The sequence below is a fragment of the Bacillus sp. ISL-45 genome (assembly GCF_018613195.1).
Classification (GTDB): Bacteria; Bacillota; Bacilli; order Bacillales; family Cytobacillaceae; genus Mesobacillus.
Genome location: NZ_JAGGQQ010000012.1, coordinates 37,386 through 63,715 on the forward strand (window position 1 = coordinate 37,386; position 26,330 = coordinate 63,715).

Genomic DNA, 26,330 nt, shown 5'->3' on the forward strand with positions numbered 1-26,330 from the left:
AAGGAGATTTGACAATGGGGAAAGTACTTATGAAGGGTAACGAGGTTATCGCGGAAGCTGCTGTCCATGCGGGCTGCAAGTATTTTTTCGGCTATCCGATCACGCCGCAGAGTGAGCTCGTTGCCTATATGGCCAGAAGGCTGCCCGAGGTTGGCGGGTTATTTTTACAGGCGGAAAGTGAAGTAGCAGCAATCAATATGGTGTATGGAGCGGCCGGAACCGGTGTGCGTGTAATGACATCGTCATCAAGTCCCGGATTCAGTTTGAAGCAGGAAGGAATCTCATACCTGGTTGGGGCAGAACTGCCGGCACTGATTGTGAATGTCGTACGCGGAGGGCCGGGACTTGGCAATATCCAGCCGGCGCAGTCGGACTATTTCCAGGTGACAAAAGGGGGAGGACATGGTGATTACCATACACCTGTCCTTGCTCCGTCAACGCTGCAGGAAATCATTGACCTTACAGAAGCGGCATTTGATATTGCCGACCGCTATCGGACGCCAGTCATCCTGCTTGGGGACGGCATGCTCGGACAGATGATGGAACCGGTTGAGTTCAAGGAGCTGAATGCAAGGGAGCCGGAACAAAAGGAATGGGCTACGACCGGTACCCGCGGAGATGGCAAACCTAGAATTATTTCCTCGCTTGAATTGAATGCCGATGCGCTTGAAAAGCGGAATGAACTTTTACAGAAAAAGTTTGCCATGATTAAAAAAAATGAAGTCAGTTACGAAACGTTTGAGATTGAAGATGCCGATTATATCGTAACTGCTTACGGAACAGCAGCAAGGATTGCCATGAATGCAATTAATAAAGCGCGGAAAGACGGCTTGAAAATCGGGATGATTCGGCCGATTACGCTCTGGCCATTCCCAGAGCAGCCATTCATTGAAACCCGTGACAGGGTGAAGGGTTATCTATCTGTAGAAATGAGCGCAGGGCAGATGATTGAGGACGTCAGACTTGCCATCGAGGGCCGGGCTCCGGTTTCATTTTTTGGCCGTACTGGCGGGGTAGTCCCTACGCAGGAAGAAATTTACGATCAAATCATACAGCTGGCAGGGGGTGTCGAGGTATGACAATGAAAACCGTGTTCGAGAAAACAACTGGATTGACTGGTAACCAGACCCATTATTGTCCCGGCTGTACGCACGGAATCATCCACAGGATGGTAGGCGAAGTGCTTGAAGAAATGGGGATTCTGGAGGATACAGTAGGAGTCGCTTCGGTCGGATGCTCTGTGCTGTCCTATGAATATTTCAATTGTGATATGACCCAGGCAGCCCATGGGCGGGCCCCGGCTGTCGCAACAGGAATCAAGCGAGTACTTCCTGACCGATTTGTTTTTACCTACCAGGGAGATGGAGACCTTGCTTCGATTGGGATTGCCGAGGCTGTCCATGCCGCAGCAAGAGGTGAAAACATTACCGTCATTTTTGTTAATAATGCGATTTATGGCATGACAGGCGGGCAAATGGCACCTACTACATTGGTTGGCCAGAAAACGGCGACGACTCCATTCGGGCGCGATGGAAGCATCCAGGGATTGCCGATCCGAGTGAGCGAAATGCTGTCAACACTGGATGGAACAGCCTATATTGAACGGGTATCTACGCATGATGTGCCAAATATCATCAAAGCAAAGAAAGCGATTCGCAAAGCATTTGAAACACAGAAACAGGGAATGGGTTTTTCTATGGTCGAGGTCCTCTCCAGCTGTCCGACGAACTGGGGCCTGGATCCAAATGAATCGCTAAATTGGATCAAGGAGAACATGGTGCCTGCCTATCCTCTAGGTGTGTATAAGGATGTACCGAAGGGAGCTGACAGATGATGGAAGAAATTTTGATAGCCGGCTTTGGCGGCCAGGGAGTCATGTCAATGGGCCAGTTGATTGCCTATGCCGGGATGAATGAAGGAAAGTTTGTATCATGGCTGCCTTCTTACGGTCCTGAGCAGCGGGGCGGCACAGCCAACTGTGCTGTGGTGGTCAGCGAGGAACAGGTAGGCTCACCACTAGTTTCAAGACCGACAACAGCGATTGTGCTGAATAACCCTTCATATGAAAAATTTGAACCTATGGTCAGGGCCGGGGGATTATTAGTTGTGAATTCATCATTGATTTCAAAACTATCAGCCAGGACCGATATAAGAGTTTTAAATATCAATGCAACCGACAAGGGGAACGAGCTCGGCAATCCAAAGGTCGCCAACATGATCCTGCTTGGAGCTTTCATTGCGGAAACGGGTATACTGTCCGATGACTCCATATTGGGTGCTTTGAAAAAGGTGCTTTCCCCGGAAAAACATTCTCTATTGGATATCAATCGCCGGGCATTACAGCTGGGGCGATCATTGACTAACAGTATGGTTACGTAGAAAAGCACATCGCCACTTGCCGTGATCCCAAGAAGGAGCAACATCTGCCCGAAATGGGGGGAAACGGAGAATTTCGGTAACAAGCTGGAGCAACTTCTGCCCGAAATGGAGGAGAACGGAAGATTTGGGTCACACAATGTTAATGTCTGCCTTCAAGGTCCGAAAACGCTGCAGTTCATACGCAGCGTTTTCGTTTTAACAATTGTAAGCCCTATTCCAAAAGATCTAAAATTAACGGAACGGCTGCCTGTAGCGAAGGTGCCTTCTCATCTGCAGCTGTTTCTTCGGTCCCAATGAAGACCGTTTTGCATCCTGCCTTTTTGCCGGCTTCAATATCGCGCTCGTGATCCCCGACCATTACACTTCCTGTCAATTCGATATCATGCCTGTTTGCAAGGTCAATAAGCATTCCGGCATTTGGTTTGCGGCATTCGCAGCCTGACTTTGGTTTATGCGGGCAGTAGGCCACCTCCTTGATGTGCCCGCCATGTTCCTTGATCATCTTTACCATATGGTCATGGATTTCTTGGAGGCGCTTTTCCTTCAGGAAACCAAGGCCTACGCCGCCTTGATTGGTGACAACAAAAATCTCATAGCCGGCTTTGCTTAATTCTGCGACAGCTTCAGCTGCCCCTTCAAGCAAGTAAAGGTCTTCCGGCCGGTTGACGAACTTTACCCGGTGGGACAGTACTTCATTAAGAACCCCGTCCCTGTCCAGAAATATGGCTTTTTTCTTCATTTCGATCCCCCTTTGTTCACGATGATTTTTTCAGCATTCTGATGCCGGGAAACATAGCGGTTGCCGGTGATCCAGAAACGCCATGGGTAGTCTTTCGCTTCCCCGGAATTATCGATGCCGATTCTTTTGCCTGATGAAATGCTGTCTGGCACAATTCCTTGTGTGAGGAAAAGTGGTTTCTTCGTTAAGGGATGCCCATAATCCGACATCTTTATGCCCAACGCTTTTGTCAGCTTCCCGGGACCATTGGTAAGATTGGTGGATTCCGGCATGCCTCGCCGCCTGACCATTAGATCCAGGCCTTCCAGGGGTTCCACTGCCCGAATCAGCACAGCTTCTGGATTCCCTTCTTCTCCACTGACAACATTGAAAAGTGTATGGGTATGCATGACATAAGTATAAGCAAGACCTGCCTGGTGGAACATGACCTCCGTCCTTTTTGTCCTGCGGTTATTGTAGCTGTGTGCCGCCTGATCCATCGGTCCAATATAGGCTTCCGTCTCCACTATTATTCCTGCAGCTGTTCCTTCTTCAGATTCTTTCACTAAAGTGCATCCAAGCAGCGAAACAGCCAATTCAAGGGTGGGCTGTTGAAAAAATTCATTGTCAAGTGCCTGGAATTTCACCATATGATCTGTCATAGAACCTCCTATTAACTGTTTTTAACCTCTATACCCTGCAGATGAAAAAGTCATCCATTATTTTTGCCCAAGGCTGTTTTCGTAAAAATTGTTGTTAAAATTTTAAAACCGATTTTAACGTAATAGAACATCACTTTGCTGGTCGGTATTGAGTTTGCATGCTCTTTTCTCACAAAAGAGTCAACTTGGCGAAGAAAATAGGTAATCAATCCTATTTGTAATCAATAGTAACAAAGTTTGAGAATAGAGCTTTGCCCAAAAGACCTAATGAAAAAAATAGCGGAGAGCCTAAAGATGGTATATAGTATTTTTAAAGCTCTGTTGTTTTAATTTCCTTAGAGGGAGTATCAATATTATGTGGAAAAAATGGCTATCGATTGCAGTGATTGCTGTAATTATTTTTTTCCTTGTACCTTATAGCCTTCCGCTCATTTTTGCTATGTTAACAGCAGTCATGCTCGAAGGAATGGTTCAATGGATTATCAAAAGATTTACATTTAAGCGTCTTCAGGCTGTGATTGGTGTATTTATCGGTTATGTGGTCTTCCTCGGAGTGATAGGTTATAACCTCGTCTCGATGATTGCCCATCAGGCGGTATCCTTATCTGAGCGAACTCCTACATTCGTCAGGGATATTTACAGAACGGCAATACTTCCAATGATGGGCAAGTGGGAATTTTATTCGAAAAACTTCCCGGATGAAGTCACTGGCCAGATCGAGACGACGATTGAAACAAATATTAATACACTTGATTCTTTTTTGCAGCAATTCATTGCCGGAACAATCAATTTGCTGACGGCCATACCAGGCTTCATGATTGAATTTCTGGTTTATCTAATTGCGTTATTCTTGTTCAGTCTTGAACTTCCTAATCTTAAAATGAAGCTGGAGTCTCATTTGAGGGAAGAGACCCGGCAGAAGGTTTTCCTTGTAGGAAGCCAGTTAAACAAGGCGGGTATTGGCTTTTTAAAAGCCCAGGTGATCCTAAGTGCCGTCACCTTTATCATGGCCATGGCTGGGCTTAGCATTCTTGGGGTTAAATATACAGGACTGCTGTCATTATTGATTGTCATCGTCGATATCCTGCCGATCCTTGGAACAGGGTCTGTTCTTGTGCCCTGGGCTGTCATTGCCATTTTGCAGGATAATCATTTTTTGGGAATCGGATTAATCATACTGTTCCTGGTCATCACTGTTGTCCGCAGGGTGATCGAGCCAAAGATTTACTCAACAAACCTTGGCATATCGCCGCTTGCCTCCCTGGTCAGCATGTATATCGGACTTAAGCTGCTCGGGCTTGCCGGGATTTTTATCGGTCCAATCTTCGTGATTATCTATGATACTTTAAGAAAAGCAAATGTTATCCGGCTCAATTTCAAGATTTAATATTTAGGCCACTTTTTTGGATAGCAGAACATGATTAAGCATAAATTATGTTTGTTACCAAGAAGGAGGAACTCAGGAATGAATGTAGGCCGAGCAAAAGAAATCGTTGAGTCAGCAGATATGATCCATGTGACGTATGATGGGACGCCAGTCATTATCCAGCATGTTGATGAGAAAAGCAAAATGGCGAGGATTTATTCTAAATCAGAACCGGAAGTTGAAAGGGACGTACCAGTTTTGAATTTAATAGAGGAATGAAAAAACGGGAGAATTTTACGTCTCCCGTTTTTCTATATCATAAAGCGGCAAGGTGATCTTAAATTTAGTGCCCTTGTTCAGTTTGCTTTTTACCCCCACTGTGCCGCCCATTTCCTGAATGATTTTATTGACGACCATCATCCCGAGACCTGTGCCTTTTTCAGCCTTGGTTGAAAAATAAGGCTCGCCGATTTTTGCTAATTGCTGTGGAGACATGCCGCATCCCGTATCTTCGATGGTTATGGATACATGGTTATTTGCCATTTCACGGCAGCTGATCACAAGGTCGCCGCCATTTGGCATAGCTTCAATGCCATTCTTGATTATATTGAGGATACATTGATGGAATTTGGCAGCTTCACCTGAGACATCCATTCCTGCCATCAAATCCTTTTTTATATTTACAGAAAAGTGATTGGCATAAGGCAGGATTAATTCAAGAGCTTTTTCGATTTCTTCTTTCACACAGATGGATGATGCCATATTCGATTGTGGTTTTGCGAAATTCAGGTAATCCTTGATAATTGTTTCTGCACGGTCGAGTTCATCAATTGCTGTATTCAAGTAATAAAGCCTCTTTTTCTCATCTATGCTTGGATCTTTCAACATTTGTAAAAAACCACGTGTGACTGTAAGCGGATTACGGACCTCATGACTGACACTGGCAGCTAATTGTGACACGACTTCTATCTTATCAGATTTGATTACTGCTTTATGTAAAAGCTGGTTTTGCATCATGATTTCAATAAAATAAGTGACGGTAAATATCCCTCCGGATAGGGTCAGGCCGTAAAAGAACATGAATTGAAGATCGGACGGATGTTTAAACACTGTCGCCTTCATCAGGAAAATGAGGACCGTATAGGTTAGAGCGACCGTCACAACAGTATATAATTTCCTGGTAAGCGGGAAAGCCCTGAACTTGCTGGATAGATATACGGTTAAAATGGTGATTGTGAGCATGTTGAAAAAATTGATCCATACCCCGTTGCCTCCAAAAGGGATCCTTGCCAGTACAACGGTTATGAAAAGCATGACGCTTACGGCCGGACCGCCATACAAGCCCCCGATGACGACAGGGATCAATCGGAGGTCGAAGATGAAATCAGTACTGCCAATCACCGTAAAATACATACAAAACAGGATTTGAATTCCACCCAGTATTACGATGAGGATCTTGGCGTATTTCCTATATAAATTAGGGAATTTGTTGACGATAATGTATTGGAACACAAATGTAGTAAACAGGATGAAGATCAGATTCAATACAAGAACTGTTAATTGATCCATAGTCTAAATCTCCAGTCGACAAGGAGCCACCTGCTCCAATCAAATGATAATTTAACGAAAAAGATAAATTATTCAAATATATTACTTTTACTTTAACACAAAATGAATTATAGTTGCTTTTTTTTTACCTTAAAGTGGATGTCTAGTGGCAACTGAAAGAGTTCACTGTTGCCATACTATTTTTCAAGTGTTGGGCGGTATAATCTAAAGTTTTCCCATGAAAATTCAAGGTTTATGTACAAAATAGTGTCAAGGCATTAATACATTCTTCGGCTAAAACCAGACAGCTAAAAGCGGATAATTGGCTACGCCTCATGGCTTGGCGTTATACTAATTTTACAAAATACTTAAGGAGGTAAAAAATGACCAAAAGCTCATTAACTGTATTCACTCGGCCAATGTGAACAGACTGCCGGGACGCGAAGGAGTTTCTTTCGCAGAATCATATACCTTATGAAGAAATCAATGTCCAGGGTGACCCTGAACAGGAGAAGAAACTTAAAGAGCAGACGGGTACTGCGATTGTACCAGCTTTTATTTTTACAAGCACGAAGCTCTTTTTTATGAAGGATAAAAAGGTTTTGATCGGATTTGAAAATAACAGGAGCGAAATAGAAAAACTGGTTGAAAATTTGAAGCAGTAGAAAGACAGGGGAGGGTTCCGATGATGCATCGGAACCCTCTTTTTCTATCGAGACAAAATTTCTCTGACATGGAACTATTCAGACCAACATAAATTATAATATATAAACCTATGAGAAGGAGGATCACAATTTAAATCCGAGTTGACTTATAAGAATACATGAATTATATTATTCGAGAAAGATAAATTAGGGGGGAAAGACAGTGACCACTGGACTTGTTATTTTAAATATTGCAGTTATGCTAGGCATTATTGCTTTTCTATTTTACATGCAAAAGAAACATGTCTCTTTTTCTAAAAGAGTATTTATTGCGCTCGGAATCGGGATCATCTTCGGTTTCGCACTGCAATTCATTTACGGAGCGGGTTCCGAAATTATTACAAAAAGTACTGACTGGTTCTCGATTATCGGAAGCGGTTATGTAAAGTTCCTGCAAATGATTGTTATGCCGCTAGTATTCATATCCATTTTGGCAGCTTTCACAAAGCTGAAGCTGACGAATAACATCGGTAAAATCAGTACATTGATTCTGGGCCTGCTGGTTGGCACAACGGCTGTAGCGGCTGCTGTAGGGATTGCCACTGCCGTCGGTTTCGACCTTGAAGCGGTACAAATCACGCAGGGTGAGGCAGAACAGGCACGTGCAGAAAAGCTCGAGGAAACATATGGAGGAATCGAGGGGCGTACGATGCCGCAGCAAATTCTGGACCTCCTGCCAGCTAACCCATTCCTGGACTTCACAGGAGCAAGACCAACTTCGACGATTTCAGTTGTAATTTTCGCTGCGTTCCTAGGAATCGCTTACCTTGGTGTCAGGAGAAAGTCCCCGGATCAGGCAGAGCTTTTTGCGAAGATCGTTGATGCTTTCTACGCGGTCATCATGAGGGTGGTCACGCTGATCCTGCGCCTGACTCCATATGGAGTTCTTGCCATCATGACAAAGACGGTTGCCTTAAGTGATTTTGACGCAATTTTAAAACTAGGTAAATTCGTAGCAGCTTCTTATGTTGCGCTTGCAATCATGTTCATCATCCATTTGTTATTACTGACGATTGCTGGTTTAAATCCAGTCACGTATGTTAAAAAAGCATTTCCTGTTCTCGCGTTTGCTTTCACTTCAAGAACGAGTGCCGGGGCATTGCCGTTAAATATCAAAACTCAGCGCTCTCTAGGAGTACCTGAAGGGATTGCGAACTTTGCCGGTTCCTTCGGCTTATCGATCGGGCAAAACGGATGCGCCGGGATTTATCCTGCGATGCTGGCAGTCATGATTGCACCGTCGGTTGGTGTTGACCCATTGACGCCTTCATTCATCGCAACCGTGATCGCGATCGTAGCCATCAGCTCATTCGGAGTTGCCGGAGTCGGTGGTGGCGCGACATTTGCGGCGCTACTAGTTCTTTCAGCGTTGAACCTGCCGGTTGCTCTTGCTGGGTTGCTGATTTCCATCGAACCATTGATTGATATGGGGCGTACCGCTGTAAATGTGAGCGGCTCGATGACTTCGGGTATCCTCACAAGCAGAATCACTAAAGAAATTGATTCATCTACCTATACAGATATGAATCAAAAAATTGAAGCAGAAGCTTGAGGAGAAAAAGTCAGCGCCTTGGTCAGCCTCGACAAGCGCTAGAGCTAGAAAGTAAGCAAAGTACAAAAGGTGATTATTAAGAAAGCCAGCCAAGGAAACCTTGGCTGGCTTTCTGCATTAATTTTGACTCGAAAAATAATTAATGAACAATACCCCTTTTAATCACACACAATGAGGTCATTACTCCCACACAGGTAATCGTAAGCAACGAAAAAATGAATTTTTCCATTCCAATTATCTTCAACCCTGATAAAACTACAATTCCATCTATTAGGAAAATCAAGATTCCGACATTAACCGGAAAAAATTTATGCAGCAATTGCGCTAATAAATCCGTCCCGCCAGTGCTCGTTTCGTAGCGGAGCATCAAGCCGATTCCGCATCCGACCAATACTCCTCCCAGGATTGCGCTTGAGAAGATGCCCATGTGAATACCTTTTTCAACAGGAGCGAATAGATCGATGAAAAAGCTTGATACCAATAAACCATTCAAGCTATGAAAAAAGTATTTCCGTTCCAATATCCAAGCCAATACGTATAGAGGGATACTCAGGAGGATCATCGTAAGGCCCGTGGGAAACCCATAAAAATAGTGAATGATCAACCCAATGCCAATCATGCCGCCGTCCAGGAGATGGTGTGGGACGAGAAAACCATTCACCCCAACTCCAAGCAATATGCTTCCGACAAGTACAGCAAGAACTTTTCCTGTCATCCTAAATCACCAGCCTTGTCCTTCTCCCATTATTTCTATGTAAAAAGACAAGCATTAGAACTCAGAGCAAAACGTAATATTCACATTAAATGGAACTGATCTACAAGTATTATTTTTGCAGAAAAAATAAACAGAACCTGCCATAGGCAAGTTCTGTCTGGTTTCAATATGTTAGTGAGGCAGGAATGCGAGCTGGTAAAAGAACAGCACTGCAAAAACGTAAAGCAGCGGGTGAACATCACGCCATTGTCCTTTTACAACTTTCAGTAAAGGATAGGAAATGAATCCAAGGGCGATTCCGGTTGCGATGCTTGATGTAAGCGGCATGCTCAGGATGATCAGGAAAGCAGGGAAGGCTTCATCAAGTTCATCCCAGCTTATTTGAGAGATGCTTCCCATCATCAGGCTTCCGACAATGATCAATGCCGGAGCAGTAATTGCTGACAATCCGGAAACCGCGCTTACCAGCGGCCCGAAGAAAGCAGCGGCGATGAACAGTCCTGCCACCGTTAGCGAGGTAAGACCAGTACGTCCTCCTGCAGCAACCCCTGAAGATGATTCAATGTAAGCCGTCGTCGGGCTTGTTCCGAACATGGCACCCGCAGCAGTGGCGATCGAGTCAGAAAGCAGGGCTTCTCTTGCGCGCGGCATCGTATTTCCTTTCATCAATCCAGCCTGGTGGGCTACACCGATCATTGTTCCGGTAGTATCAAAGATTGTCACCAGGATAAAAGAGAAGACGACAGCGTATAAGCTGTTCTGTATAACATCCATCAATGCTGTCCACGGATTCAAGACAATCATGCCTTCAGGAAGGGATGGCATCGACATAAAACCTTCCTTGAAATCCAATTGGCCTGTGAGGAAGGCGATCAATGCAGTAACGACCATTCCCAGGAAAAGAGCGCCGTTAACCTTTAGTACCATTAAGACAAGCGTGATGGCCAGGCCCATTAAAGCAAGCAGCGCAGATGGTGAATGCAGGTCACCTAGTCCAACAAGATTTGACGGGTGGTCGGTGATGATCCCTGTCAGGCGCAAGCCGATAAAAGCAATGAACAGGCCAATGCCTGCTGTGATACCATGCTTTAAGTTGGCCGGGATGGCTTCAATTAATTTTTCGCGGAAAGGAGTCAAAGACAAGATAACAAATATTAAACCCGCGATGAAAACAGCAGCGAACGCAGTCTCATATGAAATGTTCTGGTTATTGCCGACAACAGAATAGGCAAAGTAAGCATTCAGCCCCATACCCGGAGCGATTGCGATTGGATAATTAGCAAATAAGGCCATCCAAAGCGTACCAATCACCGCAGCGATGATTGTCGCTGTGAAAACTTGTTCAAAGGGAACACCGGCATCAGCGAGAATAATAGGATTGACCACGACGATATAAACCATAGTGAAAAAAGTCGTTAAGCCGGCCATCATTTCTGTTTTTATATTCGTGTTGTTCTCTTTTAATTTAAACATGAGTTCCTCCAAAATACGAACGATTTTTAAACACAATAAATATAATATTCGTTTTTAAGGAGTTTTACAAGGGGGAATTTAAAGAAAATCAAATAATTAAGGTTAGAGGAGTTATTTTCATAGGGTGACGATCATGAGCTTATTGTACCCTTATGCGAGAGGGTTTATTACAAAGGGTACCTATTAAGCTGAAAGATACCCTTATGCAATGGAATGCTTCACTATGAGGGTACCGATCAAGCTGAAAGATACCCTTATGCAATGGAATGCTTCCCTATAAGGGTACCGTTCTTACCCGAAGAATCAGCTTACAGTGGATGAAAAAAGACTGTCGACAAGGAACCAATTAAAGGTTTTGTCTGCAGTCTCTAAAGTCACCTTTTTTTAAAATAATCTCTCGTCAGCAACAAGCCTCCAATGTAAAGCGCTAGTGCGAAGTAAGCAGGCAGCAGGTGGATAAAATTAATATAACCAATATAGAAATGTGTGAAAAGCCCGGCTGCAAACGCTGGAATTCCTCCAAACAGGAATGTCCTCCATACCCAGGCAGAACCTTCATGGAAACCCCACAGCGAGAGCGTTAAAACCAGAAGGCCAACACTGAATAGTGCGCTGCCAAAGCCTGCACGGTCATGGGCGATGACAGGGATCAGTTTCTTGTTCAATTCATTCATTTGGTCTGGTGTCATGCAAATATATTTCAGGTCGGTATCGACAAAGACAGATGTCGCTCCAATTGTAGATATCACAATTCCGCCGAGCACAAAAGAGAAACCAAGGATGACAAGCAGAAGCTGGCCATACACTGCTTTTTTCCAGGAAGAATTGTTAGTGCGATTTTTTGAAGCAGGAGACTGATTGGCTGAGCGTGTCTTTATAAAGCCTGCGATATAAAAAGGGAGCAGGATGAGCCAGAAGAATCCGTGCAGCCAGTCAAAATAACCAAATCCCAGGAACAGCAAGATTCCAAGGAATCCGGTAATGGCCCCGATATTGAAAGCTTTTCGTGTCCAGTGGATGCCGTATTTGACGCCATGCCTGGCCAGCTGCATATAGATGTAACCGCCTGAAATCATCGTTCCGGCCAGGGTCATCCGGTCATGTGACATGAATTTATAAAGATTTGGGTTATAGGCCATCAATTCAAGCCTGGTCATTTGCATGAATGCTTCATCATAGAAGAGGATCACCTTTGTGAAACTGAAGAATAAGACCGCCGCTCCTCCTATCAGGATGAATAGTCCAAACAGCCAATACCAAATCCAGCCTGGAAGGACTTTTTGCCCGCTTCCCAGTTCGTCCATGAGCGCCTCGTTGATTCTTTTTGGCAAACCGGGTCCTGAGGCGACATAGCCTCCGGTTAGGAAGACTAGCTCTGCTCCGGCTTCAAACAGGGCGAGCGCATCGGCAGGCTGTGCAACTCCTCCGGAAGTGATAACAGGTAAATCAATTTCATTTTTTATAAGGTTCAGAGCATGTTTTATTCCAGCTGTTTGCTGAAGTGGCAAGACCTGTTTGCCGTCCCTTAGAATACGGTCTTCTTCAATCATAAATCCGTCCGTAAATTGGCTTGCTGATTTAAGCTGCAAAATATTGTCAGCTACCATCGAATGCCTGATCGCTAAAAGGACAGGTTTGTTTCCAAGAACCATTTTTATATGTGTGAGAGCATCGAAGCTTTCAATTGAATCAAACTCAATTATGAAGACATCGCCAACATCTTTTAAATGCTCAGCAATGATTAACGATTGCTCGAGCCGAATCAGGATAGGCACTGTCCGTGCATTTGTTAATTTTTCTTTCGCTGCATTAAGACCTATCGTTTCGGCATGTTCAGGCAGGATCAAGGCATCTTGTGTTTTTGAAAGATATGCTGCTGAGTTTCGCTCTCTCATAAATTCGGTAATCGGACCAACTTCAATTGAACCAAAGCCAAGATTTGGGAAAGCTTTGATCCCTGACAATCTCGGGTCTATCTTCCCGCTTAACCCAACCGGGCTATCGAAATGAAGTCCAAAAAGATTTCGCGACAATTTTTGCGAGGGAGACATATGCCCAAGAAATTCGATGAATGGCCTGCCACCGGGTAGCTGTGAAAGGAGGGACATCCCGCGATGAATGAATTCCCGTCCTGTGTTCCCTGGCAAAATAGGCAGCCATGGTTTAAATAATGGGTGATAGGACCAATCAGGCATAATGACCTCCAGATTTTATGGCTTTATCTTTATTCTATCGTACTTTATCATTTCCGGGACAGATAGCCCATTTAATTCTCATGTGCGAATAAAAAGAAATACTTCAAGCTAAAATAGGGGAGAAAAAAATGATTGCGGAGGTAACAAACATGGATTTGAATCGTGTAAAACAAATACTCTCATCATCAGCGGAAATAGATGTCACTTATAACGGTGCATCTGTGTGGATTGATCATTTAAATGAAGATGGACGCACCGCGACTGTCCACCTGCGCGGGCCGCTGGAAGAAAGGACAACTGTCGAAATTACCGAGCTTCACGAGAGATCTTAAGCACCGTCCCTCTATAAAGACTATATGGACGCAGACCGCCGGAATGCAAAATAGTGTACGGCGGTTTTTCTCTATGGCACAATACTTATAATACCAATAGTGGTTTATCTGCTATAAAAGAGAGGTATTTTTTAAAATCGAAAGGAGAGATGAAAATGTTCCATCATACAATTGAAGTGGACAAGTCAATGAATGAAGCAGTATCTGCCCTTGAGACAAGCTTGAAAGAAGAGAAATTTGGTGTCCTTTGGTCCCTGAATATGAAGGAGACACTCGCGGGTAAAGGTGTGGAACTTGACGGTGACTATATCATCCTTGAAGTATGCAATCCGCATGAAGCAAAAAGGGTACTTGAAAAGAATCCTATCGTAAGCTATTTTCTCCCTTGTAAAATTGTAGTATATAAAGAGAACGATACGACCAAGGTCGGCCTGCCAAAACCAACTGAATTGATTAAATTTGTGGAAAATGATGACCTGCAAGCTATTGCTGCAGACATTGAAAAAAGGTTGATCGGAGCAATTGATAATATTAAGTAAGGCACTTTTCTCAAACTTTGTTGCTATTGAGTTCAATAATTTCAAACTACTGAAGTCCGGGAGTCTTTCCCGGGCTTTTTATGCGTCCTGAAAAAGGAGATAAGCCCATTTTAAAAAAAGTATTGTCCGGCTGTTTAGGACAAATTTTTGCCGGGAACTTAAACACTAATTCAAAAAAATTTCGGCTGTTGAGCCGTTTATATAGATTTGGCGGCTGTCAGCTTGGCAGCCGTTTTGATTTGTCTTAAACTTTGCCGAGGGATAAAATGGACTAAAAGGAGGCTGATTATTGTGAGCATTTTTGATACTCATACATTACATAATGGTGTGAAAATACCGGCTTTTGGCCTCGGTGTTTATAAGGTCGAGGGAGGAGAACAAATCGAGGAAACAATCCAGACAGCGCTGGATCTCGGATATCGGCTGATAGATACAGCTTCTTTTTACCAGAATGAAGAAGGTGTAGGAAGAGCTATCCGCAACAGCAGTATACCGAGGGAAGATTTATTTATCACAACGAAGGTCTGGAATTCTGAACAGGGTTATGACAATACGCTTAAAGCCTTTAATGAAAGCATGGATCGGTTAGGGCTGGATTATCTAGATTTATATCTCGTCCACTGGCCTGTTAAAGGCAAATACCTGGACACATGGCGTGCTCTCGAGCAACTGTATCGGGAAGGCAGGGTGAAGGCAATTGGTGTCAGCAATTTTAAAATACACCATTTGGAGGATCTTCTAAGCCATTGCAATGAAAGGCCAGTAATCAATCAAGTCGAACTCCATCCTTTGCTGTCGCAAGCCGACCTGCGGAATTTCTGTCAGGAAAATGACATCAAAGTAGAGGCATGGTCCCCATTGTCCAGAGGAAGGTTCCTTGATGATCCTGTGCTGGGGAAGATTGCGGAACAGCACGCCAAGACTCCGGCTCAGGTTATTTTAAAATGGCACATGCAAAATCATATTATCCCGATTCCTAAATCAGTCAAACCGTCAAGGTTAAAAGAAAACGCAGATATATTTGATTTCAAGCTGGATCAAAAAGAACTGGAGGAGATCAATGGTCTCAATAAGGACCAGCGTTTTGGTGCCGATCCAGACCATATTGATTTTTAAAGGAGCTAAATGCAGGATGATGCTGGTACAAGCGAATCTATACAATGTATATTTTTGGAGATAATGGGCTGAATTCCAATCAGTCCGTTTTTTTATTTGTGAAAATGGATACATTAAAAGGAAAGAGAAAACTGCGTTCTGACAGGTGTTAGAGGGATAATTAAATCCCGGTAGGTTTTAAAATAATCATTGGGTGGTAATGTAGGTGTACAAGCAGAAAGCAACACGATTCAACATCTTAGACTGCTGCTTGTTCAACTGCAGAACAGCCTGGTTTAACACCATGATATTTGAGGTAAGATAATGTTAGAGCAAGCTGGTTAGCTCCCGGGAAGCAACTAAAATCAGCAAAGGCTAGTTTTTACTTCGCTGCAGTTTGAACTCTTTAAAAGGGTGTAAAACCCCTTAGCACTATTACTACTTGTAAAATACATCTACTTTTTAAGGAGGAATTACATTATGATGAGTTTTCTTTGGGCATTAATTATCGGTGGTATTATTGGGTGGTTAGCAGGATTGATCTTGGGAAGAGATATTCCTGGCGGCATCATCGGTAACATCATCGCTGGTTTCGTGGGTGCTTGGATTGGACAAGCAATCTTAGGAGACTGGGGACCTGTAGTTGCTGACTTTGCGATTATCCCGGCATTGATTGGTGCGATTGCATTGGTATTCATCGTCAGCCTTGTACTGAAGAGCATGCGTAAAGCTGACTAATATAAAGAAATCCTTCCGAATCCGGAAGGATTTTTTTTGTTGTATAGGAAATTATAAAAGCATTTTTGTCTGGATAACTACATGTGGGTTTGTCTTAATCCAGCTCCAGCGCCTAGCCCCTCGAGACGCTTCGTTCCTGCCAATGAAGTCAAAGAACGACTTCACTGTCAGGCCCTCCAGCGCTTGTCGGAGATGGGCAGTCGCCTCCTCTTTTCGAATTGTCTAGTGTCGCCTCCTAGAAACTCCGAAACTTCAACTCCGCCGGCAGAAGCAAAAAGCGCTTCTTTGTCGGAGTCTCCAGTTTCTGCGTTTCTAAGCAGTCGGCTATACTTTTCGAGTTCGGTCCTGCAAATGAAGTTAAAGAACGACTTCAATGTCAGGCCCTCCGAGGCACACGATGTGCTAGATCTGCCAGCGACAGGACGTGGCGTCATAGGCGGGCAGCGCTTGTCGGGGCTGAACGAGGCGCTTGCGCTTTTTGTTCTGGAAATTTATGCACTTCATAATAAAATTTAAATCTCATAAGGATCAATGTTAAAAAATATCGGCGGTTGGTCGATAAAAGGTGCGTGGCATATTATTTTTTCCTTTGTGAACGGGTGGGTGAATTCCATTTTTACTGCATGCAGAGCTTGTCTGTGAAATGTATCGCTTCCGCCGTACAGGGAGTCTCCAGCAAGCGGATGCCCAATCGCGCTGAAATGCACCCGGATCTGGTGGGTCCTGCCGGTGTCAAGAGAGCATTGAACCAAGGTAAGGTTTTTATGTTTGATTTTATCTAATACTTTGAAGTGAGTGATGGCGTGCTGGCCTGTCTCCGAGACTCTTCTTTTCGTTGGGTGATGCCGGTCCCGGCCGATTGGTTTATTGATTGTTCCTTTTTTCTGACTGATGATTCCGTCAGCCAAAGCTAAATATGTTCTTTGGATTGCGCGTTCTTCCAGCATTTTATCGAGAATGGCTGTAATGAGCGGGTTTTTCGCAAAAAGTACAGCACCGGTTGTCTCACGGTCAAGCCTGTGTATATGACGCGGCCGGGTAACTTCACCATTTGACTGCAAATGAAACGCAGCACCATTCGCCAGAGTACCACCCTGGCCGCTCTCGTTTGGATGGGTATCCATTCCTGACGGTTTATTGAATACAATCAGATGGTCATCTTCATAAAGGACATCAACGTCCAAGTATTCAGGATGGACAGTCTGCTCTTCTACAGTAAAAAGCTTCAAGCTTAAGCGGTCATTTTTTTTAAGGGGAATTGTCCAATCGGGAACATTTCCGTTAATCAGGACGTTCTTTTCCATTCTCAAAAGATGAACAGATTTTTTTGGAGCTTTCCAAAAATCCTTGAAAAGTGTTTCCAGAGTATGCTTTTCCCATTCATCGGGAATGACAAGTTCACACCATTCGCCTTTTTTATTTGTATGTATCATATTGATCTCCTGACTTTATTAAATTTTATTGAGTTGACGGTAAAAAACTTGTTTGCATTGAAGAAGAGTCTGTCAACTTTTACCGCATGCATGGGCATAATTACCACCCAGTTAATTGGAATGAATATGTTATTCTAGGTATATATATTACGAATAGATTACAAAGGGTATAAAGGTGGGTCGATCATTGAAAATTGTATTTGCGTCTACACCCGGACAAGAAGAGAAAGTGGTAGAACTGGCAAGATATTTTTACACTGATATTTTTCCATTGTACTTTACGGATGAAGACATTCATGAATTCGAAAGGCTTGAAGTTTTACATACGAGACCCGAACAGTTCGAGAGATTCAGTACACTTGGAGCAGCTTTCCATGTTATCACAAGCATGCAGACATTGATCTCTATTTTGGAGTCTGGCCATATTCCTGAAAAATATCAGTCGATGTTCCGTAAAAATGTCCAGACATTGACAGACTACGGAATTTGTTTCCCGTTTAATTACAGTCAATTTTCTGATTCCAAGCATGTTCATCTAGATTATATCAGTACTTATACGAAAGCTGCCAATAGACTGCTACTGTAAGCTGACTGGGGAGCATTAAAACTAAATCCATATGAAAACGCCTGCGAATCGCAGGCGTTTTTTCATTATTCTAATGTATTCTCATTGAACCAATTTTCGAAAGTCGCTTCTTCCTGATAGCCGACGATCCTGTTTACTTCTTTTCCATCCTTGTACTGTACAATGGTTGGAGTCGATTCGATTCCGTAATCATTCCAGCCTTGTTCAAACTCCAAAAGGTTGTATTGAACCAGATCTACATCCATATCCTTTGCCAAAGGTGCAACAATCGGAGTGGTGCGAACGCAGTGAGGGCATGTCGGACTGTGGAAATAGACGGTAACATCCTCGCCGTTTTCAATTTTTTTCTCCAGTTCTTCAGGCAGGATGATATTTTGATAGTTCGGATCATCCAGCTGTTTGACGGTTTCAGGATGAAGTGTGTCTTTCCCGTAAGGATTCCCCTCAGCCTTTTCCTCATTTTGCGCCTTATTCAGAAAAAATAATGCTGCGAATAATGCAATGATAATTAATAGAAAAACAATGACCTTTTTCAAGTTACGCTTCCTCCTTCGTTTTCTTCCAGACCAGCAGGCTTAATGAAAAAATAATGATGAATGCAGTAAGTGCCAGGAATGGGATGGTAATAAAACCAAGCCAGTTGATATATTGGCCTGTACAAGGAACCCTTCCGCAAGTAACAGCATTGTCAGCCATGAACGGCACCTTTTGCAATGAATAATGGTACAGCGATATCAACCCGCCGACAGCTGCCATAATCATCGTATAAAAGGTAATCTTATAATCTTTTTTAACAACTGCTATTCCTAGTATCAAGGCAAAAGGATACATCAGGATTCGCTGATACCAGCACAGCAGACAAGGCTCATACTGCCGGATTTCTGAGAAATACAGACTGCCGAACATGGCAATGATCGACGCAGCCCAGGCCGTAAATAAATATGACTCCCTTGAATCTTTTTTCGTCTCTTTCAAGCTAATCTCCCCTAAGCCAGATAATCTCTATTTAAACACTTTATATAAAAGAAACACTTACCTCTCATTACATCTTAAGGAATGTAATAAAATATTTCAATTAACATTATGTGAAATAATTTTTCCCAATACAAAGGGAGAAGCTAAATAAAGAGTTATAACCAATCGATTTAGGGTATAGGAATATGATGATGATTTAGAGGCTAGTTTGTTTTTTTTACATACATAGTAAGTAAATGCTAATAATAGCGATTTTTTTTATGACAGAAAGGATGCAGATTTATATGAGTGAATTGGATTTGTCCAAATTTGAAAAAAGAATGATCATCCGCAACACGAAGCAAGAGGATATTGATGAGATCATCAAGATGCAGAACAGCTGCTTTCCTGGAATGGATCCGTGGAAGCGGGACCAGCTTGAGAGCCATCTTGACGTATTTCCAGAAGGCCAATTCGTTGCAGAATATGATGGGAAAGTAGTTGGCTCCTGTTCGAGTCTGATTATAAACTTTGATGAATATGATGACCGCCACAGCTGGGATGATGTCACAGATGAAGGCTATATTACGAACCATAACCCAGATGGATATAACCTATATGGAATAGAAGTCATGACCCATCCTGAATTCAGGAGGATGAAAGTTGGCTACCGTTTGTATGAAGCAAGGAAGGATCTCGCAAGGCAAATGAATCTGAAAAGTATCATTATCGGCGGGAGGATCCCAAATTACCATTTGCACGCGGAAGAAATGTCACCAAGAGAATATGTCCGGCAGGTCGCTTCCCATAAAATCTATGATCCGGTTCTCTCATTCCAGCTGAGGAACGACTTCACTCTGATGAGGATCAACCCGAACTATTTGCCGGATGATCTCCAGTCGAATAAATACGCGACATTGATGGAATGGAACAATGTAGACTATCAGCCAAAATCGAAAAGATTCTATAAGACCAGCAATCCTGTCCGGATATGCGTTGTCCAGTATATGATGAGACAAATCAAGTCATTTGAAGATTTGGCTCACCAGGTTGAATACTTTACGGATGTTGCATCAGATGCCGGTTCTGATTTTGCCGTGTTCCCGGAAATTTTCACGACACAGCTTATGTCATTCATGGATGAAAAATCACCCTCGCTCGCGGTACGCAGGGTGACTGAATATACCGAGCAGTACATCGAGCTGTTCACCGACCTGGCTGTCCGCTACAATGTCAACATCATCGGAGGCTCGCATTTGGTAAAAGAAGAAGACGATGAGATTTACAATATTTCTTACTTGTTCCGCAGAGATGGAACAATCGATAAGCAATACAAGCTGCATATCACGCCAAATGAGCGTAGATGGTGGGGCATCAGCCGCGGCGATGAATTAAAGGTGTTCGATACAGACTGCGGCAAGATTGCGATTCAAATTTGTTATGATATCGAATTCCCTGAACTTGCGAGGATCGCCACTGATATGGGAGCCAAAATCATTTTCACACCGTTTTGTACCGAAGACCGCCAGGGTTACCTGCGGGTTCGTTACTGTGCCCAGGCGAGAGCGGTCGAAAATCAAGTGTACACGGTCATTTCGGGTACGGTTGGCAACCTGCCGCAAACAGAAAACATGGATATCCAATATGCCCAGTCAGGGATTTTCGCGCCATCTGATTTTGAATTCGCCAGGGACGGCATTGTCGGCGAAACCAATCCAAATATCGAAATGGTCATGATCGGCGATGTTGACCTGGAAATCCTCCGCCGCCAGCGCCAGGATGGGACAGTCCGCCAACTCAAAGACCGCAGGCATGATATTTACCGCATTCAGTATAAGAAGTAAGATAAGGTGAAGCACCTGGGGAATAGAGCTGATTCCCCGGGTGTTTTTTTGCGTTCTTTTTGGAGTGGCTTTAAGGTAATGAAATAAGTGTACAGAAGTGTACAGGGGTATGCTCCCAGTTTTACCTTAAGCAGGGTGACGGCGGGATTAACCCTTTTTTTCGGGCAATTAACCCTTTGGTCCGGGCAATTAGCACAATGTTTCGGATGATTAACGGTATTATTCGGGAGATTATGGCCGAAGATTAAGAGAATAATTTTTCCAATTGGCTCAGCTGCTTTCAGCACACTCGATTTTTACAAGATAATGGAAAAAATCAAACCCGCTGATCAACCGAAATAAAAAAAGAAATCGCAATAAGGTGGATTCGTGCTGCTAATGTAAAAAACGACATTTAAAATTAGACATTTTAATGGCAAAAGCAGTGAAATATATCGAAAACAATCACACAAAAGTTATCAATCATACCCTATCTTGTTTTATAATTAGCTGTAAGATTCAAATCTTATTTTTCAGGAGGTCATTCAATGGATTGGAAGAAGAAAGCCGACAAGTGGCTTGGTTTTGCCGGATTGGATCCGGAGCTGAAAACCGAACTAGATTCATTAAAGGATAATGGACAGCAATTAGAGGAAGTATTTTATAAAGATTTGGAATTCGGCACTGGCGGAATGCGCGGTGAAATTGGCGCGGGTACCAACCGGATGAACTTATACACAGTGCGCAAGGCATCTGCCGGTCTGTCAGCATACATAGAAGCACAAGGAAATGAAGCGAAGCAGCGTGGCGTGGCAATTGCCTACGATTCCCGCCATAAGTCACCTGAATTCGCAATGGAAGCTGCAAAGACATTGGCGACCCGCGGCATCCAGACATATGTTTTTGAAGAATTAAGGCCAACACCGGAGCTTTCATTCGCAGTACGGCACCTGCATGCATATGCAGGAATCGTCATTACTGCCAGCCATAACCCGCCTGAATATAATGGCTATAAAGTTTATGGCCCTGATGGCGGACAGCTGCCTCCAGATAGTGCGGATGAAGTGATCACAAAGGTAAACGAGATTGAAAATGAATTGGCAATCGAGGTAATGGAAGAGCAAGAGTTGAAGGAAAAAGGCTTGATTAAGATGATTGGGTCCGAAGTGGACCGCGCTTATCTTGAAAAGCTTATGACGATATCCGAAAATCCAACGCTGGCAGATGAAGCCGATGTGAAAGTGGTTTTCACACCATTGCATGGGACTGCCAATATGCCTGTGCGCAATATCCTGACGAACCTGAAATACCAGAACGTCACGGTCGTGAAAGAGCAGGAGCTTCCGGATCCTGAGTTTTCCACAGTTCAGAGCCCGAATCCTGAAGAGCCTGCCGCATTTGAGCTTGCGATCCGTGAAGGGAAGAAAATCGATGCTGATGTACTCATTGCAACGGACCCTGATGCAGACAGGCTCGGTATCGCTGTAAAAGACTCGGATGGGGAGTATGTTGTGCTGACAGGAAACCAGACAGGAGCCCTGCTGCTGCATTATATCCTGACGCAAAAACAGGAGAAGGAAACACTCCCAGCCAATGGTGCAGTGTTCAAGACAATCGTAACTTCCGAACTTGGACGCAAAATCGCATCATCTTTCGGGGTTAATACAATCGATGTATTGACCGGTTTTAAGTTCATCGCAGAAAAAATCAAGCAATATGAAGAATCAGGGGAGTATAAATTCCTGTTTGGCTATGAAGAAAGCTATGGATACCTAATCGGGGACTTTGCCCGTGATAAAGACGCAGTCCAGGCGGCGATGCTTGCTGTCGAGGTTTGCGCATATTATAAGAAGAAGGGCATGTCTTTGTACCAAGCTCTGCTCAGTGTATTTGAAGAATACGGTTATTATCAGGAGGGACTGCGTTCCCTGACGCTGAAAGGAAAAGAGGGCGCAGAATTAATCCAGAAAACGCTCGGGGTCTTCCGCCAGAATCCTCTTAGACAGCTCGGTGAATTGAAGGTTACCACTGTGGAAGATTATTTAACAGGTATAAGAATGAATGAGAGCAACGAGGAAGAAAAAATCCAGCTTCCTTCTTCAAATGTTATCAAATACTATCTTGAGGATGGTACATGGATGTGCCTTCGCCCGTCTGGAACGGAACCAAAGATCAAGTTTTATTTTGGTGTGAACGACAAGAGCCTGGCAGAAAGCAAGCAGAAGCTTCAAAAAATCGAACAGGATTTCATGGAGGCAGTTGAAAAGAAAATGGAAGCTGCAAAGAACTTGTAAATCACAACCTTAGAACTTCAGCAAGAAAGGAAGTAATCAAATGTTAAAAGAACAAGTAGCAATCGTCACAGGTGCATCAAGAGGAATTGGCAAGGAAATAGCCGTGAAATTGGCTGAGCAGGGAATGAAGCTCGTGATCGCAGGCAGCTCAGAAGAAATCAATCAGACAGCGGATGAAATGAAACAGAAAGGTTTTTCAGATGTCATAGCGGTCCAAACCGATGTCAGCGATGAGCAGCAGGTGAAGAACCTTGTTGAAAAAACGGTGGAAGCATTCGGCCAGGTTGACGTACTTGTCAATAATGCCGGTATCGGCTTTTTCAAACTGGCAGAAGAAGTCACGGTTGATGAATGGAAAAAGCTTTTTGAAGTTAATGTACAAGGTGTATTCCTTGGCGCCAAAGCCGTACTTCCACATATGAAGGAACGTAAATCGGGGACCATCATTACAATCTCCTCTGATGTAGGCAGATACACGATTCCTAATGGAAGTGCTTATACAGCTTCAAAGTATGCTGTCCAGGGCTTCAGCGGGGCACTTGCCCAGGAAGTGAGGGAGTTTGGAATTCGCGTTGGCACCATTAACCCTGGAATGGTTGATACTTATTTTGCTGACTCAAAGCAGGGGCTTCCGGAAAAACATGACTGGCTGAAGGTAGAGGACATAGCAAACGCAGTTGTCTATATGGCTTCCGCTCCTAAACATATGCTTATTGATGAAATTGTCATTCACCCGCTTGTACAGAATTATCCGATTGCCTGATTAAGGTGGGATTTAGCAAAAAAATGAAGCGGGTAGTGAGTAACAAGCCAAATAATTACTAGTAAAAATCAGCATAAAAAATAATAAACACGGCACCTTAATATAGGTGACCGTGTTATTTTTTTTGGTGGAATTCTCATGGTTAAATCGAGCCGGTTACAGCGGTTTCCAGGTAGTCATCGCCGGCGGCTTCATTTGCGTGGTCGATATATCTGAGCAGGGAATACAGGCGCTTTTCAATGACAGCATAATCTTTTTCAAAGTTGTAAGCGTGGAGAAAATGTTCGATCTTTTTGGCCAGGAACTGGTCCTCTGTCCTGACCATAAGGATGAGCAGGTTATCCCATTGGGATCGGTGCGTGTAATATAGAGCCCGATCGTAATCCGATTTCTTCATATCCAATCCTCCTTATGAGGAGTTGATAATATTATATGGATTTGGCGCCGTAACTTCCTCAGAAAATGTTGGACGCCCCTGTTTACTGGGTTTTTCAAGTTTTACCTGTATATTTGTACGCAGAAATGATCAGGATTGACTACATTTCGATATGGGTTTACCAAGCTGGTATGCCAAAAAGGAGTGTACGATGAAAAAGTATTTTTTCACCATGGCTGTATTGTTGATTTTGTTACTGGGGATCCAGAGAGTTGATATTCATGCGCAAAGGCCGGACTATGAAAAATATGGACGGATCGCTACTGCTGTAATCAAGGAGGAATATCCAGGAGAAGCTGTCCAGGATTATAAGTATAAGGGCAGAAAGCAAATAGATGATCGCCAGGTACTCGACTCATTTCAATACAAGGTCAGTGTCGACGGAAAACCTGTTATTATGACGGTGCAAGTAGCCCACGATTTAAAAAATGAAAGGTTGTTGAGTCTTACAGTGACTGAGCAGCACCAGCAGTAAAGTTTCTAACCTGTTCATCATTCTCCTTTATTTCTCATACATTGTTGTAAGAGGTGAAAGGGGGAGAGATGGTGTCGGAAGATCAGAAGTCACTGGAATATGCCATTTCTGAAATTACCGAAATCGCTAAAGGGTTTGGGCTGGACTTTTATCCGATGAGGTATGAAATATGTCCTGCAGAAATCATCTATACATTTGGCGCTTATGGAATGCCAACAAGGTTTTCTCATTGGAGCTTTGGCAAACAGTTTCATAAAATGAAGCTCCATTATGATTTAGGTCTCTCAAAAATTTATGAGCTGGTTATCAATTCTAATCCATGTTATGCCTTTTTGTTAGATTCGAATTCGCTGATTCAGAACAAGTTAATCGTTGCCCATGTCCTTGCCCACTGTGATTTCTTTAAGAACAATGTCCGTTTCCAGAATACGAAGAGAGATATGGTTGAAAGCATGGCGGCAACAGCTGAGAGAATCCGTAAATATGAAATCGAGCATGGAAAACAAGCGGTGGAGTCTTTCCTTGATGCGGTGCTAGCCATCGAAGAGCATATCGATCCATCGTTGATGAGGCCGAAGCTCGCATGGTCTGCCGAAGATAATTTTGAGGATGAACCAACGACAATAGCGACTCCGTATGATGATCTTTGGAACCTTGAATCCAAAAAGACGGAATCAACAGAGAAGATAAAGAAGAAGAAATTCCCGCCGCGCCCAGAGAAAGATCTGCTATTGTTCATTGAAAGTTATAGCCGCGAGCTGGAGGATTGGCAGCGGGATATCCTAACAATGATGCGTGAGGAAATGCTTTATTTTTGGCCGCAGCTTGAAACGAAAATCATGAACGAAGGCTGGGCTTCATACTGGCATCAACGGATTCTCAGGGAAATGGATCTGACGAGCGGCGAAGCAATCGAGTTCGCAAAATTGAATGCCGGAGTCGTGCAGCCATCAAAGACGGGAATCAACCCATATTATTTAGGGATTAAAATTTTCGAGGACATCGAAGAGCGCTATAACCATCCGACTGAGGAAATGAAGCGGCGAGGCGTAAAGCCGGGGTCAGGCCGGGAGAAAATGTTTGAAGTCCGCGAAATCGAATCGGATATTTCATTTTTACGCAATTACTTGACGAAGGACCTTGTCATGCGTGAAGATATGTACCTCTTCCAAAAACAAGGACGTGAATATAAAGTCGTCGATAAAGCGTGGGAACAGGTTCGAGACCAGCTTGTCAGCATGAGAGTGAATGGGGGATTCCCATACTTGACCGTAACGGATGGCGATTATCTTAAGAATGGAGAGTTATATATAACACACAGCTTCGAGGGGATCGAGCTCGACATTAAGTACCTTGAAAAAGTCCTTCCATACGTCCATCAGCTATGGGGCAGGAAATGCCATATCGAAACAATGGTCGAAAGCAGGGCAATGCTATACACCTATGATGGAAAAGGGATCCATCGCAAATATTTATAATCAAGAAAACCGCTGATTTCCAGCGGTTTTTAATTATTTTTGTAAGGCTGTTTTCGTAAGATTGTTGTTAAA

General features: G+C 43.6%; 28 protein-coding genes and 1 pseudogene. 18 read left to right on the plus strand and 11 right to left on the minus strand.

Features of this window, described 5'->3' with window-relative positions; all coding sequences use genetic code 11:
• Nucleotides 1-14: 14 nt before the first annotated feature.
• From J7E35_RS16865 to J7E35_RS16875, 3 genes are read left to right on the plus strand one after another with little or no spacing between them, the layout of a single operon-like run.
• Nucleotides 15-1,079, plus strand: coding sequence for a 3-methyl-2-oxobutanoate dehydrogenase subunit VorB (locus J7E35_RS16865; protein WP_214781661.1), 1,065 nt, complete (start codon nt 15-17; stop codon nt 1,077-1,079).
• Nucleotides 1,076-1,834 carry a thiamine pyrophosphate-dependent enzyme gene (locus J7E35_RS16870; RefSeq protein WP_251009786.1) on the plus strand — a complete coding sequence of 253 codons (759 nt, stop codon included), beginning with the start codon at nt 1,076-1,078 and terminating at the stop codon, nt 1,832-1,834. The genes J7E35_RS16865 and J7E35_RS16870 overlap by 4 nt, the downstream gene beginning before the upstream one ends.
• Nucleotides 1,831-2,379, plus strand: coding sequence for a 2-oxoacid:ferredoxin oxidoreductase subunit gamma family protein (locus J7E35_RS16875; protein ID WP_214781663.1), 549 nt, complete (start codon nt 1,831-1,833; stop codon nt 2,377-2,379). The genes J7E35_RS16870 and J7E35_RS16875 overlap by 4 nt, the downstream gene beginning before the upstream one ends.
• A gap of 211 nt (nt 2,380-2,590) precedes the next feature.
• Here the strand turns inward: J7E35_RS16875 and J7E35_RS16880 are convergent, their stop codons facing one another.
• Together J7E35_RS16880 and J7E35_RS16885 are read right to left on the minus strand one after the other, a co-directional pair.
• Nucleotides 2,591-3,118 (minus strand): D-glycero-alpha-D-manno-heptose-1,7-bisphosphate 7-phosphatase, encoded by a 528-nt coding sequence (locus J7E35_RS16880; protein ID WP_214781665.1) that lies wholly within the window; start codon nt 3,116-3,118, stop codon nt 2,591-2,593.
• Entirely contained in the window at nt 3,115-3,759 is a 645-nt protein-coding gene (locus J7E35_RS16885; protein ID WP_251009787.1) for a DNA-3-methyladenine glycosylase, read from the minus strand. The genes J7E35_RS16880 and J7E35_RS16885 overlap by 4 nt, the downstream gene beginning before the upstream one ends.
• A gap of 355 nt (nt 3,760-4,114) precedes the next feature.
• Between J7E35_RS16885 and ytvI the strand changes: the two genes are divergently transcribed.
• Together ytvI and J7E35_RS16895 are read left to right on the plus strand one after the other, a co-directional pair.
• Nucleotides 4,115-5,146 (plus strand): sporulation integral membrane protein YtvI, encoded by a 1,032-nt coding sequence (ytvI, locus tag J7E35_RS16890; protein WP_214781667.1) that lies wholly within the window; start codon nt 4,115-4,117, stop codon nt 5,144-5,146.
• A 78-nt stretch (nt 5,147-5,224) separates the two neighbouring features.
• Nucleotides 5,225-5,404, plus strand: a complete 180-nt coding sequence (locus J7E35_RS16895; protein WP_214781669.1) for an H-type small acid-soluble spore protein — start codon at nt 5,225-5,227, stop codon at nt 5,402-5,404.
• A 15-nt stretch (nt 5,405-5,419) separates the two neighbouring features.
• Here the strand turns inward: J7E35_RS16895 and J7E35_RS16900 are convergent, their stop codons facing one another.
• Nucleotides 5,420-6,694: a sensor histidine kinase gene (locus J7E35_RS16900; protein WP_214781670.1), complete on the minus strand. Its 1,275-nt coding sequence runs from the start codon at nt 6,692-6,694 to the stop codon at nt 5,420-5,422.
• A gap of 419 nt (nt 6,695-7,113) precedes the next feature.
• On the opposite strand from J7E35_RS16900, the pseudogene J7E35_RS23750 reads away from it, so the two are divergent.
• Both J7E35_RS23750 and J7E35_RS16910 read left to right on the plus strand, forming a co-directional pair.
• A pseudogene (locus J7E35_RS23750) lies at nt 7,114-7,338 on the plus strand (glutaredoxin family protein); the annotation flags it as partial.
• A 238-nt stretch (nt 7,339-7,576) separates the two neighbouring features.
• Nucleotides 7,577-8,929 carry an L-cystine transporter gene (locus J7E35_RS16910; RefSeq protein ID WP_251009793.1) on the plus strand — a complete coding sequence of 451 codons (1,353 nt, stop codon included), beginning with the start codon at nt 7,577-7,579 and terminating at the stop codon, nt 8,927-8,929.
• A gap of 139 nt (nt 8,930-9,068) precedes the next feature.
• Here J7E35_RS16910 and J7E35_RS16915 read toward each other — a convergent pair whose 3' ends face one another.
• From J7E35_RS16915 to J7E35_RS16925, 3 genes are all read right to left on the minus strand, one after another.
• Complete coding sequence (locus J7E35_RS16915; protein WP_214781674.1) at nt 9,069-9,644, minus strand: YitT family protein; 576 nt, start codon at nt 9,642-9,644, stop codon at nt 9,069-9,071.
• A 171-nt stretch (nt 9,645-9,815) separates the two neighbouring features.
• The gene (locus J7E35_RS16920) at nt 9,816-11,117 is read right to left on the minus strand and encodes an NCS2 family permease (protein WP_214781676.1); all 1,302 of its coding nucleotides are present in this window, start codon (nt 11,115-11,117) and stop codon (nt 9,816-9,818) included.
• A gap of 374 nt (nt 11,118-11,491) precedes the next feature.
• Complete coding sequence (locus J7E35_RS16925) at nt 11,492-13,312, minus strand: dihydroorotate dehydrogenase (protein WP_214781678.1); 1,821 nt, start codon at nt 13,310-13,312, stop codon at nt 11,492-11,494.
• A 149-nt stretch (nt 13,313-13,461) separates the two neighbouring features.
• Here J7E35_RS16925 and J7E35_RS16930 point away from each other — a divergent pair, with 149 nt between their 5' ends.
• From J7E35_RS16930 to J7E35_RS16950, 5 genes are all read left to right on the plus strand, one after another.
• A complete protein-coding gene (locus tag J7E35_RS16930; RefSeq protein ID WP_214735779.1) occupies nt 13,462-13,644 on the plus strand; it encodes an H-type small acid-soluble spore protein in 183 nt (60 codons plus the stop codon).
• A 155-nt stretch (nt 13,645-13,799) separates the two neighbouring features.
• Nucleotides 13,800-14,183 carry a DUF302 domain-containing protein gene (locus tag J7E35_RS16935; RefSeq protein WP_214781680.1) on the plus strand — a complete coding sequence of 128 codons (384 nt, stop codon included), beginning with the start codon at nt 13,800-13,802 and terminating at the stop codon, nt 14,181-14,183.
• 80 nt (nt 14,184-14,263) lie between these two features.
• The gene (locus tag J7E35_RS16940; protein ID WP_214781682.1) at nt 14,264-14,431 is read left to right on the plus strand and encodes a hypothetical protein; all 168 of its coding nucleotides are present in this window, start codon (nt 14,264-14,266) and stop codon (nt 14,429-14,431) included.
• 40 nt (nt 14,432-14,471) lie between these two features.
• Nucleotides 14,472-15,299: an aldo/keto reductase gene (locus tag J7E35_RS16945; RefSeq protein WP_483297227.1), complete on the plus strand. Its 828-nt coding sequence runs from the start codon at nt 14,472-14,474 to the stop codon at nt 15,297-15,299.
• Nucleotides 15,300-15,758: 459 nt separating this feature from the next.
• Nucleotides 15,759-16,016, plus strand: a complete 258-nt coding sequence (locus J7E35_RS16950) for a GlsB/YeaQ/YmgE family stress response membrane protein (protein WP_251009788.1) — start codon at nt 15,759-15,761, stop codon at nt 16,014-16,016.
• 167 nt (nt 16,017-16,183) lie between these two features.
• Here the strand turns inward: J7E35_RS16950 and J7E35_RS16955 are convergent, their stop codons facing one another.
• Entirely contained in the window at nt 16,184-16,390 is a 207-nt protein-coding gene (locus J7E35_RS16955) for a hypothetical protein (RefSeq protein ID WP_214781684.1), read from the minus strand.
• A 138-nt stretch (nt 16,391-16,528) separates the two neighbouring features.
• Nucleotides 16,529-17,449, minus strand: coding sequence for an RluA family pseudouridine synthase (locus J7E35_RS16960; RefSeq protein WP_214781686.1), 921 nt, complete (start codon nt 17,447-17,449; stop codon nt 16,529-16,531).
• Nucleotides 17,450-17,636: 187 nt separating this feature from the next.
• Between J7E35_RS16960 and J7E35_RS16965 the strand changes: the two genes are divergently transcribed.
• Nucleotides 17,637-18,035, plus strand: a complete 399-nt coding sequence (locus J7E35_RS16965; RefSeq protein WP_214781688.1) for a YhcU family protein — start codon at nt 17,637-17,639, stop codon at nt 18,033-18,035.
• 65 nt (nt 18,036-18,100) lie between these two features.
• On the opposite strand, the gene J7E35_RS16970 is transcribed toward J7E35_RS16965, so the two are convergent.
• Both J7E35_RS16970 and J7E35_RS16975 read right to left on the minus strand, forming a co-directional pair.
• Nucleotides 18,101-18,571: a thioredoxin family protein gene (locus tag J7E35_RS16970; RefSeq protein WP_214781690.1), complete on the minus strand. Its 471-nt coding sequence runs from the start codon at nt 18,569-18,571 to the stop codon at nt 18,101-18,103.
• Between the two features lies 1 nt (nt 18,572).
• On the minus strand, nt 18,573-19,010 hold the full coding sequence (locus tag J7E35_RS16975) for a disulfide oxidoreductase (RefSeq protein ID WP_214781692.1): 438 nt from the start codon (nt 19,008-19,010) through the stop codon (nt 18,573-18,575).
• A gap of 284 nt (nt 19,011-19,294) precedes the next feature.
• Here J7E35_RS16975 and J7E35_RS16980 point away from each other — a divergent pair, with 284 nt between their 5' ends.
• From J7E35_RS16980 to J7E35_RS16990, 3 genes are all read left to right on the plus strand, one after another.
• A complete protein-coding gene (locus tag J7E35_RS16980; RefSeq protein ID WP_214781694.1) occupies nt 19,295-20,833 on the plus strand; it encodes a bifunctional GNAT family N-acetyltransferase/carbon-nitrogen hydrolase family protein in 1,539 nt (512 codons plus the stop codon).
• Between the two features lie 527 nt (nt 20,834-21,360).
• Complete coding sequence (locus J7E35_RS16985; RefSeq protein ID WP_214781696.1) at nt 21,361-23,106, plus strand: phospho-sugar mutase; 1,746 nt, start codon at nt 21,361-21,363, stop codon at nt 23,104-23,106.
• Between the two features lie 40 nt (nt 23,107-23,146).
• Nucleotides 23,147-23,869: an SDR family oxidoreductase gene (locus tag J7E35_RS16990; RefSeq protein ID WP_214781698.1), complete on the plus strand. Its 723-nt coding sequence runs from the start codon at nt 23,147-23,149 to the stop codon at nt 23,867-23,869.
• A 142-nt stretch (nt 23,870-24,011) separates the two neighbouring features.
• On the opposite strand, the gene J7E35_RS16995 is transcribed toward J7E35_RS16990, so the two are convergent.
• A complete protein-coding gene (locus J7E35_RS16995; protein WP_214781700.1) occupies nt 24,012-24,266 on the minus strand; it encodes a YhdB family protein in 255 nt (84 codons plus the stop codon).
• Nucleotides 24,267-24,456: 190 nt separating this feature from the next.
• Between J7E35_RS16995 and J7E35_RS17000 the strand changes: the two genes are divergently transcribed.
• Together J7E35_RS17000 and J7E35_RS17005 are read left to right on the plus strand one after the other, a co-directional pair.
• Nucleotides 24,457-24,780, plus strand: a complete 324-nt coding sequence (locus tag J7E35_RS17000) for a DUF3889 domain-containing protein (protein ID WP_214781702.1) — start codon at nt 24,457-24,459, stop codon at nt 24,778-24,780.
• A gap of 68 nt (nt 24,781-24,848) precedes the next feature.
• Complete coding sequence (locus J7E35_RS17005) at nt 24,849-26,258, plus strand: SpoVR family protein (protein WP_214781704.1); 1,410 nt, start codon at nt 24,849-24,851, stop codon at nt 26,256-26,258.
• Nucleotides 26,259-26,330: the final 72 nt, after the last annotated feature.

Bases quoted from the DNA above. Each gene is read 5' to 3' on its own strand.
- J7E35_RS16865 (WP_214781661.1), top strand. From the start codon at position 15: ATGGGGAAAGTACTTATGAAGGGTAACGAGGTTATCGCGGAAGCTGCT.
- J7E35_RS16870 (WP_251009786.1), top strand. From the start codon at position 1,076: ATGACAATGAAAACCGTGTTCGAGAAAACAACTGGATTGACTGGTAAC.
- J7E35_RS16875 (WP_214781663.1), top strand. From the start codon at position 1,831: ATGATGGAAGAAATTTTGATAGCCGGCTTTGGCGGCCAGGGAGTCATG.
- J7E35_RS16880 (WP_214781665.1), bottom strand. From the start codon at position 3,118: ATGAAGAAAAAAGCCATATTTCTGGACAGGGACGGGGTTCTTAATGAA.
- J7E35_RS16885 (WP_251009787.1), bottom strand. From the start codon at position 3,759: ATGACAGATCATATGGTGAAATTCCAGGCACTTGACAATGAATTTTTT.
- ytvI (WP_214781667.1), top strand. From the start codon at position 4,115: ATGTGGAAAAAATGGCTATCGATTGCAGTGATTGCTGTAATTATTTTT.
- J7E35_RS16895 (WP_214781669.1), top strand. From the start codon at position 5,225: ATGAATGTAGGCCGAGCAAAAGAAATCGTTGAGTCAGCAGATATGATC.
- J7E35_RS16900 (WP_214781670.1), bottom strand. From the start codon at position 6,694: ATGGATCAATTAACAGTTCTTGTATTGAATCTGATCTTCATCCTGTTT.
- J7E35_RS16910 (WP_251009793.1), top strand. From the start codon at position 7,577: ATGCTAGGCATTATTGCTTTTCTATTTTACATGCAAAAGAAACATGTC.
- J7E35_RS16915 (WP_214781674.1), bottom strand. From the start codon at position 9,644: ATGACAGGAAAAGTTCTTGCTGTACTTGTCGGAAGCATATTGCTTGGA.
- J7E35_RS16920 (WP_214781676.1), bottom strand. From the start codon at position 11,117: ATGTTTAAATTAAAAGAGAACAACACGAATATAAAAACAGAAATGATG.
- J7E35_RS16925 (WP_214781678.1), bottom strand. From the start codon at position 13,312: ATGCCTGATTGGTCCTATCACCCATTATTTAAACCATGGCTGCCTATT.
- J7E35_RS16930 (WP_214735779.1), top strand. From the start codon at position 13,462: ATGGATTTGAATCGTGTAAAACAAATACTCTCATCATCAGCGGAAATA.
- J7E35_RS16935 (WP_214781680.1), top strand. From the start codon at position 13,800: ATGTTCCATCATACAATTGAAGTGGACAAGTCAATGAATGAAGCAGTA.
- J7E35_RS16940 (WP_214781682.1), top strand. From the start codon at position 14,264: ATGCGTCCTGAAAAAGGAGATAAGCCCATTTTAAAAAAAGTATTGTCC.
- J7E35_RS16950 (WP_251009788.1), top strand. From the start codon at position 15,759: ATGATGAGTTTTCTTTGGGCATTAATTATCGGTGGTATTATTGGGTGG.
- J7E35_RS16960 (WP_214781686.1), bottom strand. From the start codon at position 17,449: ATGATACATACAAATAAAAAAGGCGAATGGTGTGAACTTGTCATTCCC.
- J7E35_RS16980 (WP_214781694.1), top strand. From the start codon at position 19,295: ATGAGTGAATTGGATTTGTCCAAATTTGAAAAAAGAATGATCATCCGC.
- J7E35_RS16985 (WP_214781696.1), top strand. From the start codon at position 21,361: ATGGATTGGAAGAAGAAAGCCGACAAGTGGCTTGGTTTTGCCGGATTG.
- J7E35_RS16990 (WP_214781698.1), top strand. From the start codon at position 23,147: ATGTTAAAAGAACAAGTAGCAATCGTCACAGGTGCATCAAGAGGAATT.
- J7E35_RS16995 (WP_214781700.1), bottom strand. From the start codon at position 24,266: ATGAAGAAATCGGATTACGATCGGGCTCTATATTACACGCACCGATCC.
- J7E35_RS17000 (WP_214781702.1), top strand. From the start codon at position 24,457: ATGAAAAAGTATTTTTTCACCATGGCTGTATTGTTGATTTTGTTACTG.
- J7E35_RS17005 (WP_214781704.1), top strand. From the start codon at position 24,849: ATGGTGTCGGAAGATCAGAAGTCACTGGAATATGCCATTTCTGAAATT.